General features: G+C 71.9%; 16 protein-coding genes. 8 read left to right on the top strand and 8 right to left on the bottom strand.

Going from position 1 to position 17,663, the window contains the following annotated elements:
• Positions 1 to 48: 48 nt before the first annotated feature.
• From BW982_RS11310 to purU, 3 genes are all read right to left on the bottom strand, one after another.
• Complete coding sequence (locus BW982_RS11310; protein WP_076493227.1) at positions 49 to 1,248, bottom strand: MFS transporter; 1,200 nt, start codon at positions 1,246 to 1,248, stop codon at positions 49 to 51.
• Entirely contained in the window at positions 1,245 to 1,769 is a 525-nt protein-coding gene (locus BW982_RS11315; RefSeq protein WP_076493228.1) for an ArsR/SmtB family transcription factor, read from the bottom strand. Before BW982_RS11315 ends, BW982_RS11310 begins: the two co-directional genes overlap by 4 nt.
• Positions 1,770 to 1,950: 181 nt before the next feature.
• Positions 1,951 to 2,838: a formyltetrahydrofolate deformylase gene (gene purU / locus BW982_RS11320; RefSeq protein ID WP_076493715.1), complete on the bottom strand. Its 888-nt coding sequence runs from the start codon at positions 2,836 to 2,838 to the stop codon at positions 1,951 to 1,953.
• A 155-nt stretch (positions 2,839 to 2,993) separates the two neighbouring features.
• On the opposite strand from purU, the gene BW982_RS11325 reads away from it, so the two are divergent.
• On the top strand, positions 2,994 to 4,310 hold the full coding sequence (locus BW982_RS11325; RefSeq protein ID WP_076493230.1) for an MFS transporter: 1,317 nt from the start codon (positions 2,994 to 2,996) through the stop codon (positions 4,308 to 4,310).
• A gap of 43 nt (positions 4,311 to 4,353) precedes the next feature.
• On the opposite strand, the gene BW982_RS11330 is transcribed toward BW982_RS11325, so the two are convergent.
• Positions 4,354 to 4,758, bottom strand: a complete 405-nt coding sequence (locus tag BW982_RS11330; RefSeq protein WP_076493232.1) for an MFS transporter permease — start codon at positions 4,756 to 4,758, stop codon at positions 4,354 to 4,356.
• 142 nt (positions 4,759 to 4,900) lie between these two features.
• On the opposite strand from BW982_RS11330, the gene BW982_RS11335 reads away from it, so the two are divergent.
• Positions 4,901 to 5,593: a GNAT family N-acetyltransferase gene (locus tag BW982_RS11335; RefSeq protein ID WP_076493234.1), complete on the top strand. Its 693-nt coding sequence runs from the start codon at positions 4,901 to 4,903 to the stop codon at positions 5,591 to 5,593.
• Position 5,594: 1 nt separating this feature from the next.
• On the opposite strand, the gene BW982_RS11340 is transcribed toward BW982_RS11335, so the two are convergent.
• Complete coding sequence (locus tag BW982_RS11340) at positions 5,595 to 5,804, bottom strand: multidrug transporter (protein ID WP_076493717.1); 210 nt, start codon at positions 5,802 to 5,804, stop codon at positions 5,595 to 5,597.
• A 5-nt stretch (positions 5,805 to 5,809) separates the two neighbouring features.
• Entirely contained in the window at positions 5,810 to 6,619 is an 810-nt protein-coding gene (locus BW982_RS11345; RefSeq protein ID WP_076493236.1) for an SDR family oxidoreductase, read from the bottom strand.
• 263 nt (positions 6,620 to 6,882) lie between these two features.
• Between BW982_RS11345 and menC the strand changes: the two genes are divergently transcribed.
• From menC to BW982_RS11375, 6 genes are all read left to right on the top strand, one after another.
• A complete protein-coding gene (gene menC / locus BW982_RS11350; protein WP_076493238.1) occupies positions 6,883 to 8,016 on the top strand; it encodes an o-succinylbenzoate synthase in 1,134 nt (377 codons plus the stop codon).
• Complete coding sequence (locus BW982_RS11355) at positions 8,013 to 8,693, top strand: hypothetical protein (protein ID WP_076493239.1); 681 nt, start codon at positions 8,013 to 8,015, stop codon at positions 8,691 to 8,693. The genes menC and BW982_RS11355 overlap by 4 nt, the downstream gene beginning before the upstream one ends.
• A gap of 57 nt (positions 8,694 to 8,750) precedes the next feature.
• Entirely contained in the window at positions 8,751 to 10,139 is a 1,389-nt protein-coding gene (locus BW982_RS11360) for a glycine--tRNA ligase (RefSeq protein WP_076493241.1), read from the top strand.
• A gap of 232 nt (positions 10,140 to 10,371) precedes the next feature.
• Entirely contained in the window at positions 10,372 to 11,382 is a 1,011-nt protein-coding gene (locus BW982_RS11365; protein WP_076493243.1) for an ATP-binding cassette domain-containing protein, read from the top strand.
• On the top strand, positions 11,379 to 12,182 hold the full coding sequence (locus BW982_RS11370) for an ABC transporter permease (protein ID WP_076493244.1): 804 nt from the start codon (positions 11,379 to 11,381) through the stop codon (positions 12,180 to 12,182). Before BW982_RS11365 ends, BW982_RS11370 begins: the two co-directional genes overlap by 4 nt.
• A 310-nt stretch (positions 12,183 to 12,492) precedes the next feature.
• Positions 12,493 to 13,551, top strand: a complete 1,059-nt coding sequence (locus BW982_RS11375; RefSeq protein ID WP_076493246.1) for a magnesium and cobalt transport protein CorA — start codon at positions 12,493 to 12,495, stop codon at positions 13,549 to 13,551.
• Between the two features lie 25 nt (positions 13,552 to 13,576).
• Here BW982_RS11375 and BW982_RS11380 read toward each other — a convergent pair whose 3' ends face one another.
• Complete coding sequence (locus tag BW982_RS11380) at positions 13,577 to 16,405, bottom strand: ATP-binding protein (RefSeq protein WP_076493719.1); 2,829 nt, start codon at positions 16,403 to 16,405, stop codon at positions 13,577 to 13,579.
• Between the two features lie 196 nt (positions 16,406 to 16,601).
• On the bottom strand, positions 16,602 to 17,603 hold the full coding sequence (locus tag BW982_RS11385; protein ID WP_076493247.1) for a substrate-binding domain-containing protein: 1,002 nt from the start codon (positions 17,601 to 17,603) through the stop codon (positions 16,602 to 16,604).
• Positions 17,604 to 17,663 lie beyond the last annotated feature (60 nt).

Below are 17,663 nucleotides of genomic sequence, written 5' to 3' on the forward strand. Positions count from 1 at the left end.
CTCTCGGGACACGGGCGCGACCCGTCCGGCCGCGACCCGCGCGCGGCCTCAGGGCGCCGTCACGCGCCACACGCTCCGCGTGGATGCGGCGGCCAGCGTCGCCACCACGATGAGCGCGGCGCAGGTCCAGAGCACGAGAGTCGTCCCGACCGCGTGGGCCACCGGGCCGACGACCGCTTCGCCCAGGGGCACGGCGACGAACGACCCGACCATGTCGTAGGAGTACACGCGCGAGAGCGCGTCGCGCGGGATGTGCGACTGCAGCGACTGGTCCCAGGCGATCGCGAAGAGCTCGGTCGCGAAGCCGCCGAGCGCGAACCCGATGATGAGCACCGCGACTACGGGTGCGGCCGCCAGCGTCGCGACCGGCACCGCCGCGAACGCCATCGCGGCGACGCCGATCCCGAGTGCGCGGTGGGGCCGCCAGCGCAGCGCGACCACCGCTCCCAGCGCGAAGCCCAGGGTCTGCGCCCCGATGACGAACCCCCACGCCGAGCGCCCCACCGTCTCGTCCGCGACCACCGGCCCGAGCACGGCGACGGCGCCGGTGAACGCCGCGTTCAGCACGGCGAACTGCAGCACGACGATCCACACCCAGGAACGACTCGTGAACTCGCGCCACCCCTCCCGCAGGTCGGCGATCACCGACGCACGCGGGGCCTTCGCCCGCTCCGGCAGGCGCAGCCGCGAGAAGAAGACAGCCGCGGCCGCGAAGGCGGCGGCATCCACGGCCAGACCCCAGCCCGGCCCGACCGCGGCGATCAGGATGCCACCCGCCGAGGCTCCGAGGATCGTGCCGGCGTTCAGCCCGAGGCGCAGCAGCGCGTTGGCCGGGCGCAGCTGCTCCGGGGGAACGGTGTCGGGCACGAGTGCGGCGGACGCGGGCAGGCTCACGCCGGCGACCGCGCCGTTCAGGATGCTCAACACGATCAGTGCCGGCACGGTCGCCGATCCGGTGACGACGAGGGCGGCGACGCCGCCTTGCGTGAGTGCCGCCGCGACCGACGTCCCGACCAGCAGGAGATTGCGGGGGAGGCGGTCGGCGAGGACGCCCCCGAAGAGGAGGACGGCGACGTTGGTGATCGAGCGCGCCGCGACGACGAGCCCCAGGTCGGCGGCGGAGCCCGTGAGGTCGAGCACGGCGAAGGCGAGGGCGATGGGGGCGACGGCGTTGCCGACGATGCTCGTCGTCCGCGCCGCGAGGAGCCACCGGAAGGCCGCATGGCGGAGCGGCCCCGGCCCGGTCACGGGCGCTCCAGGCGGAAGAGCGCGGCCGTCATCGAGACCGGCTGCGTCCCGGGGGTGCGCGGCGGCCGGGCGGCGGCGTGCAGCAGAGCCGACGCCTCGGCGACGTGGTGCACCACCCGCCGCCACACTTCGGGATCGACCCATAGCTCGGCGTCGGTCGTGACGCCGGGGCCGTCGGCGCGCCGCCGTTCGCGGCGCCGCAGCTCGTCGATGACGGCCTCGGTGTACGACGCCGCGTCTTCGGCGGGCACGCGCGCGGTCGGGGGAGCGTCGGGGTCGATCCGGCGCGAGGAGGACTCGTGGCGGTAGCGTTTGGCATCCCCGCCGCGCAACCGCACGGTCTCGACGACGCGGATGAGGCCCACCCGCTCCAGCACGCGGAGGTGGTAGCTGGCCGCGGCCTGGGAGACGCCGAGCTCTCGCCCGACCTCGGCGGCGCTCATGGCCGCTCCGGTCAGCAGCGACAGCATCCGGAGGCGGAGCGGGTGCGCGGTGGCGCGCAGCTCGTCGATGCGGGACATCCCCCGATGCTGGCGCGCTCGGGGCCGACCGTCAAATGTCTCTTTGGGGGTTATCGGGCCCGGAACCGCGAGACTGCATCTGCCTGACGAATCCACTGCAGGTTGCAGTGGAGTTGTCGGCTGCATGCGGTCTCGGCGCCGAGGCGCGCCGACACCGCGGCGACGATGTCGGGCCCGGCCCTTAGGACGTGAAGACGATCGTGTGGTTGCCGTGGCGGATGATGCGGTCTTCGGCGTGCCAGAGCACCGCGCGCGAGAGCACCTGGCGCTCGACGTCGGCGCCGCGGCGGGCGAGCTCGGCGGCGGAGTCGGCGTGGGTCACGCGGACGGTGTCCTGCTCGATGATCGGACCCTCGTCGAGGTCGCCGGTGACGTAGTGCGAGGTCGCGCCGATGAGCTTGACGCCGCGTTCCTTGGCCTTCTTGTAGGGCTCCGCGCCGATGAAGGCGGGCAGGAACGAGTGGTGGATGTTGATCACCGGCACCCCGATCTTCTCGAGGAACTCCGGCGAGAGGATCTGCATGTAGCGCGCGAGCACGACGAAGTCGACGTTGCCGACCAGGAGCTCGAGGATGCGCGCCTCGGAGGCGGACTTGTCGGGGCCGGGGGTCGAGGGCACGTGGAAGAACGGCACGCCGAACGACCGGACGTCGTCGGCAGAGGTCGTGTGGTTGGACACGACCATCGGGATGCTCACGGGCAGGTCGCCGCGGCGGTGGCGCCACAGCAGGTCGAGGAGGCAGTGGTCCTGCTTCGACGCGAGGATGGCCATGCGCTTGGGGGTGGCGAGGTCGGTGAGCTTCCACTCCAGCTCGAAACCGTCGCGGAGCGTCCGGTGGAGGTCGGCCTGGATCTCGGGCAGGGATGCCGCGAGGTCGGGGCGGTGGAACACCACGCGCTGGAAATACGCCCCGCCGCGCGTGCCGTCGGAGTACTGGTCGAAGGCGACGATGTTGCCGCCCTGGCGCGCGATGAGAGCCGAGACCGCGGCGATGATGCCGGGGGTGTCGCTGCCGTGGACGATGAGGCACGCGTGATCGGGCTGCAGGTGGGGGCTCGCGGAGACCATCGGACCATTCTGCCGTGCCCCGGTGACGGCGGTGACCACCGTCGCGTCGCTCCGACCCCGGCCGCGCGCATCGGCCCGTCGTGTCCGTGCCCACGACTAGCCTGATGGATGCCGCTCCCTGTGGCATCCATCCCCTTCCTCCGCCAGGACTCGACGTGATCAGCAGCCTCGAACGCCCCGGGTGGCGGACGTGGACGCTGTGGGGCGTGGGCGTTCTCGCGTACGTCGTCTCGATCGTCAACCGCACGTCCCTCTCGGCGGTGGGGGTGGATGCCGCGACCCGCTTCCACGCGGATGCCTCGGCGCTGTCGCTGTTCGCGGTGATCCAGCTGTTCGTCTACGGCGCGATGCAGATCCCCGTCGGTCTGCTGCTCGACCGCTACGGCGCGCGACCGATGATCGCCATCGGCATGCTGCTGATGGCGGCGGGCCAACTCGTGATGGCGTTCGCGGACGCGGTGGGGATCGGCATCCTGGCCCGCGTCCTGATCGGCGCGGGCGACGCGATGATCTTCCCCAGCGTCCTGCGCGTGATCGCGACGTGGTTCCCGGCGCAGCGGGCGCCGGTGCTCGTGCAGTTGACGGGGATCATCGGCCAGATGGGGCAGATCGTCGCGGTCGTCCCCCTCGCCGCTCTCCTGCACGCGACGAGTTGGAGCGTCGCGTTCGGCAGCGTCGCGGGGCTGGGCGTGCTGTTCGCGGTGCTGACGTACGCGATCATCCGCAACCGCCCGCCCGAGCGGCGGGATGACGCGGTCGACACGTCCGTCGACACAGAGACCGGCACGATCCGCGTCGTCACCTCGGCGGCCGATCTGCGGCAGGGCTTCCGCGAATCGTGGGCCCACCCAGGAACGCGTCTGGGGTTCTGGTCGCATTTCGCCACGCCGTTCGCCGGCACGGCGTTCATGCTGTTGTGGGGATTTCCCTTCCTGACCGCCGGGGAGGGGCTGCCGCCGGCGACCGCATCGGCGATCATGACGCTGTTCGTGTTCTTCGGCATCCTGTGCGGTCCGGTGATCGGTGCGATGTCGAGCCGGCATCCGCGCCGACGCTCGCGCTGGCTGGTGCTGCCCACGGTCGTGTTCCAGGCGCTCGCCTGGATCGCGGTGGCCGCGTGGCCGGGGCCCGCCCCGCTGTGGCTGCTGATCGTGCTCATGTTCGCGCTCGCGACCGGCGGACCGGCGTCGATGATCGCCTTCGACCACGCCCGCACGTTCACACCGAGCCATCGCCTGAGCACGGCGACCGGCATCGTGAACGGCGGCGGCTTCCTCGCGGCGCTGCTGGCGATCCTCTTCATCGGCATCGCGATGGACGTCCAGGGCGCAGGAACCCCCGACACCTACTCCCTGGATGCCTTCCGCCTGGCGTTCCTCACGCAGGTGCCGCTGTGGCTGGTCGGGGGCATCGCGATCGTCGTCGAGCGCGCCCGCACGATCCGTCACGTCGGCGGTGAGCTGCCGCGCTGATCGGGCGGTGCCGCGTCGTGGCGGCCGCGCGGGGCGGCCGGGATCAGCCCTGACCCGTGAGGCGGCCCCACAGGTCGCCGATGATCGGCGCGAGGTCGGATGCGCGGTCCGCCGAGCCGGTGACCACGGCGACGAGCGGGAACGCCGTCACGGCCAGCGCGACCACGACGGCCAGGACGGTCCATACGATCGCGGTCGCGGTGCGACGACGGGTGAGGGCCGCGAACAGCAGGCCGGCGCAGACGACGACCCCGAGCAGGCTCACCAGCGTCACACTCAGCCCGGGGAAGGGGATGAGGCCGACCGTGGATGCCGTGGCCCCGGCGAGGAACCCGACGAGCGGCAGGAACAGTCCCGCAACAACGAGTACGACGAGCACGACTCCGATCCCCGTCGTCACGAGGACACCGCGCGGTCGGCGGGCGGTCGTGATGCGTCCGGCTCTCATCGTCTCGTCCTCTCGTCCCGGCCCGGGCGATCCGGGCTTCACGGATAGGACGGTCCGTGGCGGCGCTTCGTCACGCCGCGGCGGGATCCCGCCGGGCTGGAGGTGCGGCGCGGGCGCGCGCGGCGGGTGCCAGACTCGACGCATGAGCACGACCGGCATCGACATCCGCCCGCTCGACACCCTCGAGGCCATCGTCGCCGGGGCGCAGCTGTTCGACGACGTGTGGGTGGGTGACCGCGCGACGATGCCGGCGAACATCCTGCGGGCGCTCGAACACGCCGGCAACTACGTCGTCGGGCTGTACGACGGCGACCGGATGATCGGGGCGTCCGCGGCGTTCTTCGGCCCGCCCGCGGACCGGACGATGCACTCGCACATCACCGGCATCCTGCCCGGATACCAGGGGCGCGGGCTCGGCCGCCAGCTCAAGGCGCACCAGCGCGAATGGGCGCTCGAGCGGGGGATCGGCCGCATCACGTGGACGTTCGACCCGCTGATCCGCCGCAACGCCCACTTCAACCTCGCCGTCCTCGGCGCGAGCGCCACCGAGTACCTGGTGAACCAGTACGGCGAGATGCCCGACGACGTGAACCGCGGCGACGAATCCGACCGGCTCATGGTCTCGTGGGCTGTGGCCGAGCCGCCCGCCCCCACGCCCGCCGACGAGGCCGTGCGCGCGGTCGTCGAGATCCCCGACGACGTCGAGGCGCTCCGCCGCACCGACCCGACGTCCGCCGCCGAGTGGCGGTACCGGGTGCGCGAAGAACTGCGGGGGCACCTGGCATCCGGTCTTCGTATCGGCGGTGTCGACGCGCGCGGCTACCTGCTCGTCTGAGTCAGTCGCCCGAGACGGGAACGTCCTTCTCGGCGGCGGGGTCGCCCTGCCCGGGACCCGGCCGCACAGCCGCGTCGTCGCGTACGTCGATGCGCGTCACGCCGTCGTGCTGCGTGACGTCGATGCGCGGAGCCGCGTCGGCCTCCGTCGCCTTCGGCGCGCTCGTCAGCTGGTCGTGCCGGTTCTCTTCGAAGCTCTTCTCTTCGCCCATCGTGTTCACTCCTCTCCGGCCGAACGCCACGCGTCCGACTCCATGTGGGAACCCGCCTGCGGGCCCATCTGCAGCATCCCGCCGTCGACGACCCAGCTCGCGCCCGTGACGTAGGAGCCCGACGGCGAAGCGAGGAAGCGGATCACATCGGCGACCTCGTCCGGCTTGCCGGGGCGGCCGAGGGGGATGCCCGGACGGTGGATGCGGTCGGCATCCTCAGGGTCCATGTCGTTGATGGGAGTCGCGATCTCCCCGGGGGCGACGGCGTTCGCGGTGATGCCGTACTGCCCGAGCTCGAGCGCCATGGTCTTGATGAGCCCGCCGAGACCGTGCTTCGCGGCGACGTACGGCGCGGAGCCGACGCGGGGCTGGTGCTCGTGCACGCTCGACACGGCGATGAGCCGTCCCCCGTTGCCGGCCGCCACCATGCGCTTCGCGGCGGTGTGCAGCGCGAGGAAGGCGCCGTCGAGGTTCAGCGCGACGTCGGTGCGCCACGTCTTCATGTCGAGGTCGAGGAAGCTCCCGCCGATTCCGCCGCCGGCGTTGTTGACGAACACGTCGAGGCCGCCGAGTTCGTCGGCGAGGGAGTTCACGGCATCCGGGATCGCGTCGAAGTCGGTGGCGTCGAACTGCGCCACGACCGCGCGGGCGCCGCGCTCGCGGACGGCGGCGGCCACCTTCTGCGCGCCGTCCTCGTCGCTGTTGTAGGTGATGGCGACGTCGATGCCGGCGGCGGCGAAGGCGAGCGCGGTGGCCGCGCCGATGCCGGAGTCCGAGCCGGTGACGATCGCGTGGCGGGGAGAGAAGTCGGTCATGCCGCGACGGTACGCGCGGGCACGGCGGCGGCGAGCGGCCTTGCCAGGCCCGTGCGGGCGCGTTACGGTCGCGCGCCGACGCGGCGGCCCGTGCCGAACTCCGGAGAAACGCGCGTGATCGGGGCGCTGGAGGACCGAGGTGCGGCCCGAACGTCGGATTCTCCGGAGTTCGGCACGCCGCGGGCGCACGCCGGGCACGCCGCGGGCGCACGCCGGGCACGCCGCGGGCGCGCGCCGGGGACGCCGCCGGATACCCTGCCGTCATGCCGCCCCGCACCCCCGCCGCCCCCGTGACCCTGGATGCCGTCGAGCTCCGCGTCCTGCAGATCCCGCTCGTCTCGCCGTTCACGACGTCGTTCGGCACCGAGACGGTGCGCGAGGTCATCGTCGTCACCGCCGAAACCTCCGACGGTGCCGGGTGGGGCGAGGTGGTGACGCAGGCCGAGCCGTTCTACTCCAGCGAGTACACGCAGGGCGCGTGGGACGTCCTCACCCGCTTCCTCGCGCCGGCCCTCCTCGAACGCCGCGCGGTCGCGCCCGAGGAGGTCGCCGGCATCCTGGCCCCGGTCGTCGGGCATCGCATGGCCAAGGCCGGTCTCGAGCTCGCCGTGATCGACGCCGCGCTCCGCGCCGACGGTCGCAGCTTCGGGCAGTACCTCGGCGCCGAGAAGGATCGCGTGCCCTCGGGCGTCTCGGTGGGGATCCAGCGCGATCCCGCCGCCCTCGTCGACACCGTCGGCGGCTACCTCGACGAGGGCTACGTCCGCATCAAGATCAAGATCAAGCCGGGGCGCGACATCGACGACACCGCCGCCGTGCGGGCGGCTTTCGGTGGCATCCCTCTTCAAGTGGATGCCAACTCCGCCTACACCCTCGCGGATGCCGACACGCTCCAGGGGCTCGACGCCTTCGACCTCCTCCTCATCGAGCAGCCGCTGCAGGAGGACGACCTCGTCGACCACGCGACGCTCGCCCGACGACTCACGACGCCGGTGTGCCTGGACGAGTCGATCGTGTCCGACAAGGCCGCGGCCGATGCCCTGCAGCTCGGTGCCGCGGCGATCATCAACATCAAGGCCGGCCGGGTCGGCGGCTATCTCGAGGCCCGGGCGATCCACGACCGGTGCCGGGCGGCCGGGATCCCCGTGTGGTGCGGCGGCATGCTCGAGACGGGCATCGGGCGGGCCGCCAACGCGGCGCTCGCGGCCCTCCCAGGGTTCCTGCTGCCCGGCGACATCTCGGCATCCGCCCGTTTCTACGACCGCGACATCGTGACAGCGCCCGCGGTGATCGAGGACGGCCACGTGTGGGTGCCCACCGGCCCGGGCCTCGGCGTCGAGGTCGACGAGACGGCCCTCGACGCCTTCACCGTGCACCGCGAGCGGATCACGCGATGAACGAGACGTCCGGCCGCGACGTCCCGTGGGGGCGTCCGCCCGTCGCCGGCATCCCCTTGCCGCCCTTCGCGGATGCCGCGGCCCACCGGTCGTACGTGCGGTCGCTGCAGACGTTCGTCCTGCTCCTCGACGGGACCGGACCCGCCGCGACGACCATCGCGCTCGCCGCCGCGCTCGACGCGGAGCTGCCTCGGCGCGGTGCCGAGACGTCGTCGGTCCTGTCGCCGCTCGCGCTCGGTGCGAGCCTGTCGACGTTCTTCCCGGCGCCGTGGACGCCGGAGGCCCTCGCCCTCGCGCTGAACGGTGGGGCCTACGGAACGCCCACCGGCGGTCGTGGCCGCTGGGCATGGGGCGGCGACCCCGACTACGCGGCGACCGAGACGCGCGGGGGATGGCAGATCCGTCGGCACGAACGCGGTGCGGTCGAGACCGCGACGCTGGCCCATCGCGACGACCTGGTGCTGCTGTGGATGGACATGTTCCGCAACCGCTTCCCGTACCCGATCGCGCACACGCCCGCCGCGGACGCCGCGACCCCCGGAGCCCTCGCGGAGGCTGCTCGCGCGACCGTCGCCGCGCACGCCGCGAATGTCGCCATGCCGTACCTCGAGAACTGGCGCACCGAGCGCGACAGGGCGATGTCGGGCGGTCAGGGTGAGGCCGGTCCGCTTCGATAAACTGGATGCCGCGCACTCGCGCTCGCACCCACAGCTTTCCCGACCATTGGAGCCACCGTGGCCGAACAGTCCCGCCTCGACAAGGTCATCTCGCTCGCCCGCCACCGCGGGTTCGTGTTCCAGGCCGGTGAGATCTACGGCGGCTCGCGGTCGGCGTGGGACTACGGCCCCCTCGGAACCGAGCTGAAGGAGAACATCCGTCGCCAGTGGTGGCAGACGTTCGTCCGCGGCCGCGGCGACATGGTGGGGCTGGATTCCAGCATCATCCTGCCCAAGCGCGTGTGGGAGGCGTCGGGGCACGTCGCGACCTTCACCGACCCGCTCGTGGAGTGCCTGCACTGCCACAAGCGCTTCCGTGCTGACAACCTCATCGAGGACTTCGAGGCGCGCAAGGGCCGCAAGGCCGAGAACGGCCTCGCCGACATCCCGTGCCCCAACTGCGGCACCAAGGGTCAGTACACCGAGCCGAAGGCGTTCTCCGGCCTGGTCAAGACGTATCTCGGCGTCGTCGACGACGAGTCGGGCCTGTACTTCCTGCGCCCCGAGACCGCGCAGGGCATCTTCGTCAACTTCTCGAACGTGCTCACGGCATCCCGTCGCAAGCCCCCGTTCGGCGTCGGCCAGGTGGGCAAGGCGTTCCGCAACGAGATCACCCCCGGAAACTTCATCTTCCGCACGCGCGAGTTCGAGCAGATGGAGATCGAGTACTTCACGCCTCCGGCCGAGGCGCAGGAGTGGTTCGAGCACTGGGTCGAAGCGTGCTGGAACTGGTTCGTCGACCTCGGCATCGACCCCGTCAACATGAAGCGATTCGACGTCCCCGAAGACGACCGCGCGCACTACTCCGCCGGGACGATCGACGTCGAGTACCGCTTCGGCTTCCCGGGCAAGGAGTGGGGCGAGCTCATGGGCGTCGCCAACCGCACCGACTACGACCTGAAGAGCCACTCGGATGCCTCGGGCTCGAGCCTGACGTACTTCGACCAGGCCTCGGGTGAGAAGTACACCCCGTACGTGATCGAGCCCTCGTTCGGTCTGACGCGCGCGATGATGGCGTTCCTCGTCGACGCGTACCGCGAGGAGGACGTGCCCAACGCCAAGGGCGGCACCGACACCCGCACGGTCCTGAAGCTCGACCCGCGCCTCGCGCCCGTGAAGGCCGCCGTTCTCCCGCTGTCGCGCAACGAGCGTCTGTCGCCGCTCGCCCGCGAGGTCGCCGACACGCTGCGCGCGGCCGGCTGGAACATCGACTTCGACGACGCCGGCGCGATCGGCCGCCGTTACCGCCGCCAGGACGAGATCGGCACGCCCTACTGCGTCACGATCGACTTCGACTCGCTCGACGACAACGCCGTGACCGTCCGCGACCGCGACACGATGGGCCAGGAGCGCATCCCTCTCGACGGCCTGCACGCCTACCTTTCCGAGCGCCTGCGCGGCGCCTGACCGGTCTGCAGCGACCCCGGACGCCGCGGCACGCGCGGTTTCCGGGGTCGCCGCGCGCCGCGGCACGCGCGGTTTCCGGGGTCGCCGCGCGCGCACGCAGGTGGCCCCGGGGCCACCTCTGTCGCCCCGGGGCCACCTGCGACCAGCCCCCACCCCACCCATGACAGCACCATGACAGCGCCACTGCCCTCGTGACAGCGGCACGACAGGGCGCCCGGCGCATCCTGTCGTCATGACCACCTCATCCACCCGCGTTCCCGCGGTGCGAGCCGAAGGGCTCGTCAAGACGTTCGGCTCGAACAGGGCCGTCGACGGCGTCGATCTCGTCGTCGAAGCCGGGACCGTCTACGGCGTTCTCGGCCCCAACGGTGCCGGCAAGACCACCACGATCAGCATGCTGACGACGCTGCTGCGTCCCGACGGCGGGCGGGCCGAGATCTTCGGCCACGACGTCGTGAAGGACGCGCACATCGTGCGGCAGCTCATCGGCCTCACCGGGCAGTTCGCCTCGGTCGACGAGAAGCTCTCGGCCACCGAGAACCTCATCATCTTCGCGCGCCTGCTCGGGCTCTCGAGGGCCGATGCCCGCCGCAAGTCCACCGAGCTCCTCGAGGAGTTCGGTCTGACCGAAGCCGCTTCCCGGCCGCTCGCGAAGTTCTCCGGCGGCATGCGCCGTCGCCTCGACCTCGCGGCATCCCTCATCGCCCAACCGCCGCTCATCTTCCTCGACGAGCCGACCACGGGCCTCGACCCCCGTACCCGCGGCCAGATGTGGGACACGATCCGCCGCCTGGTCGCGACCGGCTCCACGGTCGTGCTCACCACGCAGTACCTCGACGAGGCCGATCAGCTCGCCGACCGCATCGCGGTGATCGACCGCGGGCGTGTCGTCGCCGAGGGCACGGCGCTCGAGCTCAAGGCATCCGTCGGTCAGGCGTCGCTCGTGCTGCGCCTGCAGCCGGGCTCCGACCTCGAGGTCGCCCGCGCGACGATCGGAAGAGTCCTGGATGCCACGGCCATCGTGTCTCCGGAGGCGGCGCGCCTCACGGTGCCGATGTCCGACCCCGACGAGGTCACCGATCTGCTGGTGGCGTTCCGCGCCGCGGGTGTGCACCTGAGCGAGTTCAGCGTGCAGCAGCCCACCCTCGACGAGGTGTTCCTCACCCTCACCGGCAGCGGAGTGCCGGCCGACGACGACGCCGCGCGCGAGAGCGCCGCCGATCTGGAAGGAGTCCGCGCATGACCGCGATCACCGTTCCCCGCGACCTGCCTCGCACCGCGGGACTCGGTCAGACGTTCCGCAACACCCTGACGATGGCCTGGCGCGGTCTGTTGAAGATCCGCCGCACGCCCGAGCAGCTCATCGACGTCACGGTGCAGCCGATCCTCTTCACCCTGATGTTCACGTACATCTTCGGCGGCGCGATCGCCGGCGATGTCGCCAGCTATCTGCCGATCATCATCCCCGGCATCCTGGTGCAGACCGTGATCACGACTTCGGTCGTCACCGGTGTGCAGCTGCGCGAGGACATGGACAAGGGGGTGTTCGACCGGTTCCGGTCGCTGCCGATCGCGCGCATCGCGCCGCTGTCGGGGGCGCTCCTGGCCGACACCGTGCGGTACGCGATCGCGACGACGCTGACCTTCACGATGGGCTTCATCATGGGCTTCCGGCCCGAGGGCGGCCTCGGTGCGGTCGTGCTCGCGGGGCTGCTCGTGATCGTGTGCTCGTGGGCGATCAGCTGGATCTTCGCGTTCTTCGGCGTGATCGCCCGGACCGCGTCGAGCGTGCAGGGCGTCTCGATGCTCATCCTGTTCCCGTTGACGTTCCTGTCGAACGCCTTCGTGCCCGCGAACACCATGCCCTCGTGGCTGCAGTGGTTCGTCGACATCAACCCGGTCTCGCACATCGTCACGGCGGTCCGTGATCTCGTCAACGCGGGCACGGTCGGGTCGGACGCGATCATCTCCCTCGTCGGGGCGGCCGTCATCGTGGCGGTGTTCGCGCCGCTGACGGTCCGCGCTTACATGCGGAAGGCGTGATCCGATCCGATGATCGACCGCGGGGACGCACTCGGTGCGCCCCCGCGGTCGTCGCGTCGTGAGGATGTCGTAAGGATCGGACGGGACCGCCCCCGCACCCGTGTAAGGTTCCGGAGGGCCACCCGGCCCGGTGACACGGAGAGGACGGAGGCGACTGTGGACAGTGACAGTTGTTGCTCCTCGTTCCGCTCCGGTCCGCTCCGCCTCGGGTGAGGCCGGGCCACGGTCGAGGTGCATCACGACGCCCGGTGATACGCACGTGTCACCGGAATGCCCGCAGTCCGTCTTCGTCGATATCGACGGAGGAAACATGGCACTTGTCGACAACGCGATCTACGTCGGCGGACGGCGCACCGGCAACCCCACCACCCTGGACGAGACGTTCGAGCTGTTGCACGAACGCCGAGGGATGGCCTGGATCGGGTTGTACAGACCGGATGCCGAGGAAGTCCATGCCGTGGCCCGCGAGTTCGATCTGCATCCCCTCGCCGTGGAAGACGCGCTCAAGGGGCACCAGCGCGCCAAGCTCGAGCGTTTCGGCGACACCTTGTTCGTGGTTCTCCGCCCCGCCCGCTACATCGATGACCGCGAGGTGGTGGAGTTCGGTGAGGTCCATCTCTTCATCGGGCCGCGGTTCGTCGTGACCGTCCGTCACGCGGAGAACCCGAACCTCGGGCGGGTTCGGGCGCGGCTGGAGTCCACGCCCGAGCTCCTGGCGTGCGGGCCCGAGGCGGTCCTCTACGCCGTCCTGGACGAAGTCGTCGACGGGTACGCGCCCGTGACCGCCGGCCTCGAGAACGACATCGACGAGATCGAGGACCAGCTCTTCGCCGGTGATCCGGAGGTGTCGCGACGGATCTACGAACTGCTCGGCGAGGTGATCTCGTTCCAGCGGGCGACCCTTCCGCTGCGGGACATGCTCGATGCCCTGCAGCGGGGAGCGGACAAGTACGGCGTCGACATCGAACTGCAGCGCTCGTTGCGCGACGTCCTGGACCATGTCATCCGCATCACGGAGCGGGCGGACGGATTCCGCTCCCTTCTCGAGAACGCGCTGACGGTCCATTCGACCCTGGTCACCCAGCAGCAGAACGATGAGATGAGGCGGCTCTCGGAGGCGAGCCTCGCCCAGAACGAAGAGACCCGGCGACTCTCCGAGACCGGACTCGCGCAGAACGAGGAGATCAAGAAGATCTCCTCGTGGGCCGCGATCCTCTTCGCCCCGACGCTCATCGGAACGATCTACGGCATGAACTTCACCTACATGCCCGAGCTGGATTGGCCCCTCGGGTATCCCGCGGCGCTGCTGGGCATGGTCGTCGGCGGCATCGCCCTGTACGTCGTCTTCAAGCGCAAGAAATGGTTGTGACCCCGGTCGAGCCCCGCTGCGCGCCTTAGTCGAGCAGGGCCGCGAGCACGGTGGCATCCACTTCTCCGAGGGGGATGCCGGCCGCGGATGCCGGGACCTCCCCGGTGTCCGCGCCGAGGCGTTCGTCCACCCAGCGCCGGAAGGGGTCGCGTGCATCGGCGGCTCCGCGCACAGCCTCGGCGCGGGCGAGCGCCTCGCGGGCGACGCGGGGCCGGCCCGCGACGGCGTTCCACCCGGCGACGTGGACCAGGATGGACGCGACGACGGGGTGGTCGCGCGAGCGCACCGCCAGCGGCACGGCGTCCCGGAGCGCCGCGCGAGCCTCCTCCGGACGCTCCTGCAGCAGCAGCGCACCAGCGCGCAGCGCGTGCACCCACGCGGCGATCTGCTCCGGGAACCCCGGTTCGAGGGCGATCTCGTCGGCGTGACGCAGAGCGGTGGCGCCGTCGCCGGCGGCGAGGTCGACCTGCGTCGTCGCCATCCGCGCCTGCGAGAGCGCGCGCGCCGACCCGTCGGCGGCGGCGATCTCCTCCATGTCGATCGCGCGCGCCCGAGCTTCCGGGAGTCGGTCGAGGCGGAGGAGGATGCCGACGGCTTGGGACCGCTGCTGCAGCAGGTCCGACACGGAGGTGAGGCCCCGCACGACCTCGAGCGCCCCGTCGGTGACCTCGAGCGCCTCGTCGAGTCGCCCGGACAGCATGAGCCACTCGGCCCAGAGCTGGCTGGCGATGCCGATCCCCCAGGGGTCTCCGGCCTCGGTGAACATGCGGAGCGCCCGTTCGCTCTCGACGCCGAGGGTGGCGGTGTCGCCGCCGTTGACCGCGGCGCCGGCGCGCAGCATGTGCAGCGTCGCGCGCGACCACAGCGGGGCGGTGTCGATCTCGTCGTCGGCGACGTCGACGTGCCACGCGCGCTCGTACCCCTCTTCCGCGGCCGCCATCACGGTCGCGGCGAGGCGCAGGAGGGGGCCGGCCAGGACGGTGATCTCGGAGGGATGCCGGTGTGCAGCCTCCTCGATCGTCCGTCGTCGAGCGGCAAAGGTCGCCGGATCGGTCCGGGGCGCGGCACCGCGTTCCGGGAACGAGGACGAGAACAGGGCCAGCGCCTCGATCACGACGCTCGCTTCGTCGTCGAGCGGCGCGTCCGGGTCGGCGAAGGTCGTGAGTGCGGGACGCAACTCATCCACGCGCTCTCGCACGGCCCACGCCCAGAGCAGGGCGCGCAGCAGACGCCGACCGGCGCGCCGGTCGGCGCCGGCGGCACGTGTCCGCAGCGCGGAGGAGAGGTTCTCCTCGTTGGCGTCGAACCAGGCGAGACCGGTCCGGAGCCCTGGTCCCCGCATCGTGCTCTCGCGCGCGGTGGCGAGCTCGGTCAGGACGTCCGCTGCGCGCTCGCGGAATCCGGCCTCGTCTCCCTCGGTGCGCAGCCGGTCGAGCCCGTACTCGCGCACCGTTTCGAGCAGGCGGTACCGACTCTCGCGTCGCACGAGCAGCGAGCGATCGACGAGGGCGTCGAACACCGTGGCATCCACCTCGAAGGTCTCCGCGACGGCTCCCGCGTCATCGGTCCCGACGCCGTCGGGGAAGACGGATGCCACGCGCAACGCGACCCGTTCGGGTTCGGTGAGGGTGTCCCAGCTCCAGTCGATGAGCGCCCGCAGGGTGCGGTGCCGGTCGGGGCTCAAGCGCGGGCCGTGCGAGAGCAGGGCGAAGCGGTCGGCGAGTCCGCTGTCGATCTCGGCGAGGGTGAGCGTCCGTGCGCGCGCGGCGGCGAGCTCAATCGCGAGAGGCAGTCCGTCGAGACGTCGGACGATCCGCGCGGCGGTGTCGCGCTCCTCGGGCGACGGGGGTTTTCCGCGCGCCGAGCGCACCCGCCGCGCGAACAGTTCGTCGGCGTCGAGGGCGGGGAGGGGGCCCAGGTCGACGAAGGCCTCTCCGACGATTCCCAGCGGTTCGCGGCTGGTCGCGAGGATCCGCAGACCCGGTGTGCTCAGGAGCAGCGCCTGGGCGACCTCGGCGGCTTCGCGGATCACATGCTCGCAGTTGTCCAGCAGCACGACGACGTCGCGCCCGGCGACGGCGTCGAGGACGCGCTCGCGCGGGGTCAGCGGCACGGTCGCGGCGGTTTCGTTCAGACGGATGCCGTGCCCCACCGCACCCGACAGGGCCGACCAGACCTCACCGGCGGCAGCGGGCGCGAGCTCGACGATCAGGGCGTCGCGGGCGGTGCGCACGGTCTCGAGGGCGAGGGTGGTCTTGCCGGCGCCGCCCGGTCCGATGACGGTGACGAGCCGGTCGGTGTCCAATCGATCGCGGATGGCGTCCAGCTCGGCGGTGCGTCCGACGAGCCCCGCTATGGCGGCGGGGAACCTCGGCGCTTCGGGGGCCGGCGGGGGAGCCGTCGCGAGGCGCTCCGCGTGCCCGCGGTCCTGCCACAGGTCGCGCACGAGCCAGTCGAAGCCGTCGTGCGGCGTCCACGGGTCGCCCGTCCAGAGGGCGAGGGCCTCCCGCGCGAGGGCCACGTCACCGTCCCGGCGCGCGGCGACGACGAGGTCTTGGAACCGGGTGATGTCGACGGCGTCGCGCGAGAGGTCGAGCCGGTAGCCGCCGGGGACCGACGTCAGCACCCCGTCGGGGAGCGCCCGACGCAGCCGCGAGGCGAGAGACTGCAGGGCGGCGCGCGGGTCGTCCGGGGCGTCGGTCGGCCAGACGTCGTCGGCGAGGGCGCGGTATCCGACGGTGGTCCCGGCGTCGACGGCGAGACGCAGCAGCAGCGCCTGCTGCCCGCGTCCGGGGATCGCTCCCTCGTCCGCGCCCGACGACACGGAGAGGCCGCCGAAGAACCTCACCTGCACGGTGTTCACTCTAGGTCGCGCGGGATTGCGGCTGCGTTTCCCGCGGTGGGCGGGGGCGCCGGGTGGGTGGGGTGCCGGGTGGGTGGGTGCCGGAACCGCGAGACTGCATCCACGGCGGGAGCCAGGCAGTCATGGCGGGGGCAGGCAGTCCCGGCGATCCGGGGCGGGATGCCGGGATACCCCGCGCCGCCCGAGTTCAGCGCTCCCGCGCCGAGCTGCCGCGCACGACGAGTCGTGGCTGTGTGATCCGGACGCGGTCGGCGGGGCCGTCGGCATCCCCGGCCTCGACGAGCAGGGCCACGCAGGCGGCGCCGACGTCGCGCGGTTCCAGGTCGAACGAGGTCACGGTGGGGGTGAGCAGCGCGTGCGACGGCTCGTCGACGTAGGCGGCGAGCAGCAGGTCGTCGCCGACGCGGCGTCCGGCACGCGCGGCGGAGGCCAGGGCGGGCGCGGCCGATCCGCTCGGGAAGACGACGAGCGCGTCGACGTCCTCGTTCGCGAGCACGTCGTCGACGGCCGCGGTGACGTCGTCGGGGCGGGGGACGAAGGGGATTCGCCGCGTGATCGCGACGCCGTCGTGCCGGGCGATCCAGTCGGCGTAGCCGCGGGCGACCTCCTCGCTCCACGCGGCGCCGTCCGGGGGCAGCACCGCGGCGATGCGGCGCGCGCCGGCGGCGGCGAAGTGGTCGAGCAGCCGCGTGGTCGCGGAGATGTGGTCGTACACCACGCTTCCGCTGACCCGCTCGTCCGCGCCCACCACGTGCTCGCCGCTCACGACCGGACGTCCCGTGTCGAGGATGCCCCGGATGCCGGCATCCTCCGTCGTGGCGTCCACGACGACGTAGCCGTCGACGGACGCGGTGGGCGGGGAGGCGTCGGCGGGGTCGCGGTGCGGCAGCAGGATGACGGAGAGTCCGAGGCGGTCGGCGGCATCCACCGCTCCGAACGCGAACTCGGTGTAGTAGGGCAGGCGCGTCGTTCCCGGTGGGAGGTAGAGGCCGATCGCGCCGTACCGGGCGGTGCGGAGGCTGCGGGCGGGGAGGTTGACGGTGTAGCCGAGCTCGCGCGCGACGGCGAGCACGCGTTCCTTCGTCTCCGGTGAGACGCCCGGCTTGTCGCGCAGCGCGAACGACACGGCCGCGATCGACACGCCGGCCGCGGCGGCCACGTCGTGCAGTGTCGGTTTGCGGGGCGTCACGGGAGCCGACGCTACCCGAACCCCCGGGCGGGGCTTGCGCGAGCGCCTACTTAAACGTTT

This window comes from Microbacterium sp. RURRCA19A, from assembly GCF_900156455.1.
Lineage (GTDB): Bacteria > Actinomycetota > Actinomycetes > Actinomycetales > Microbacteriaceae > Microbacterium.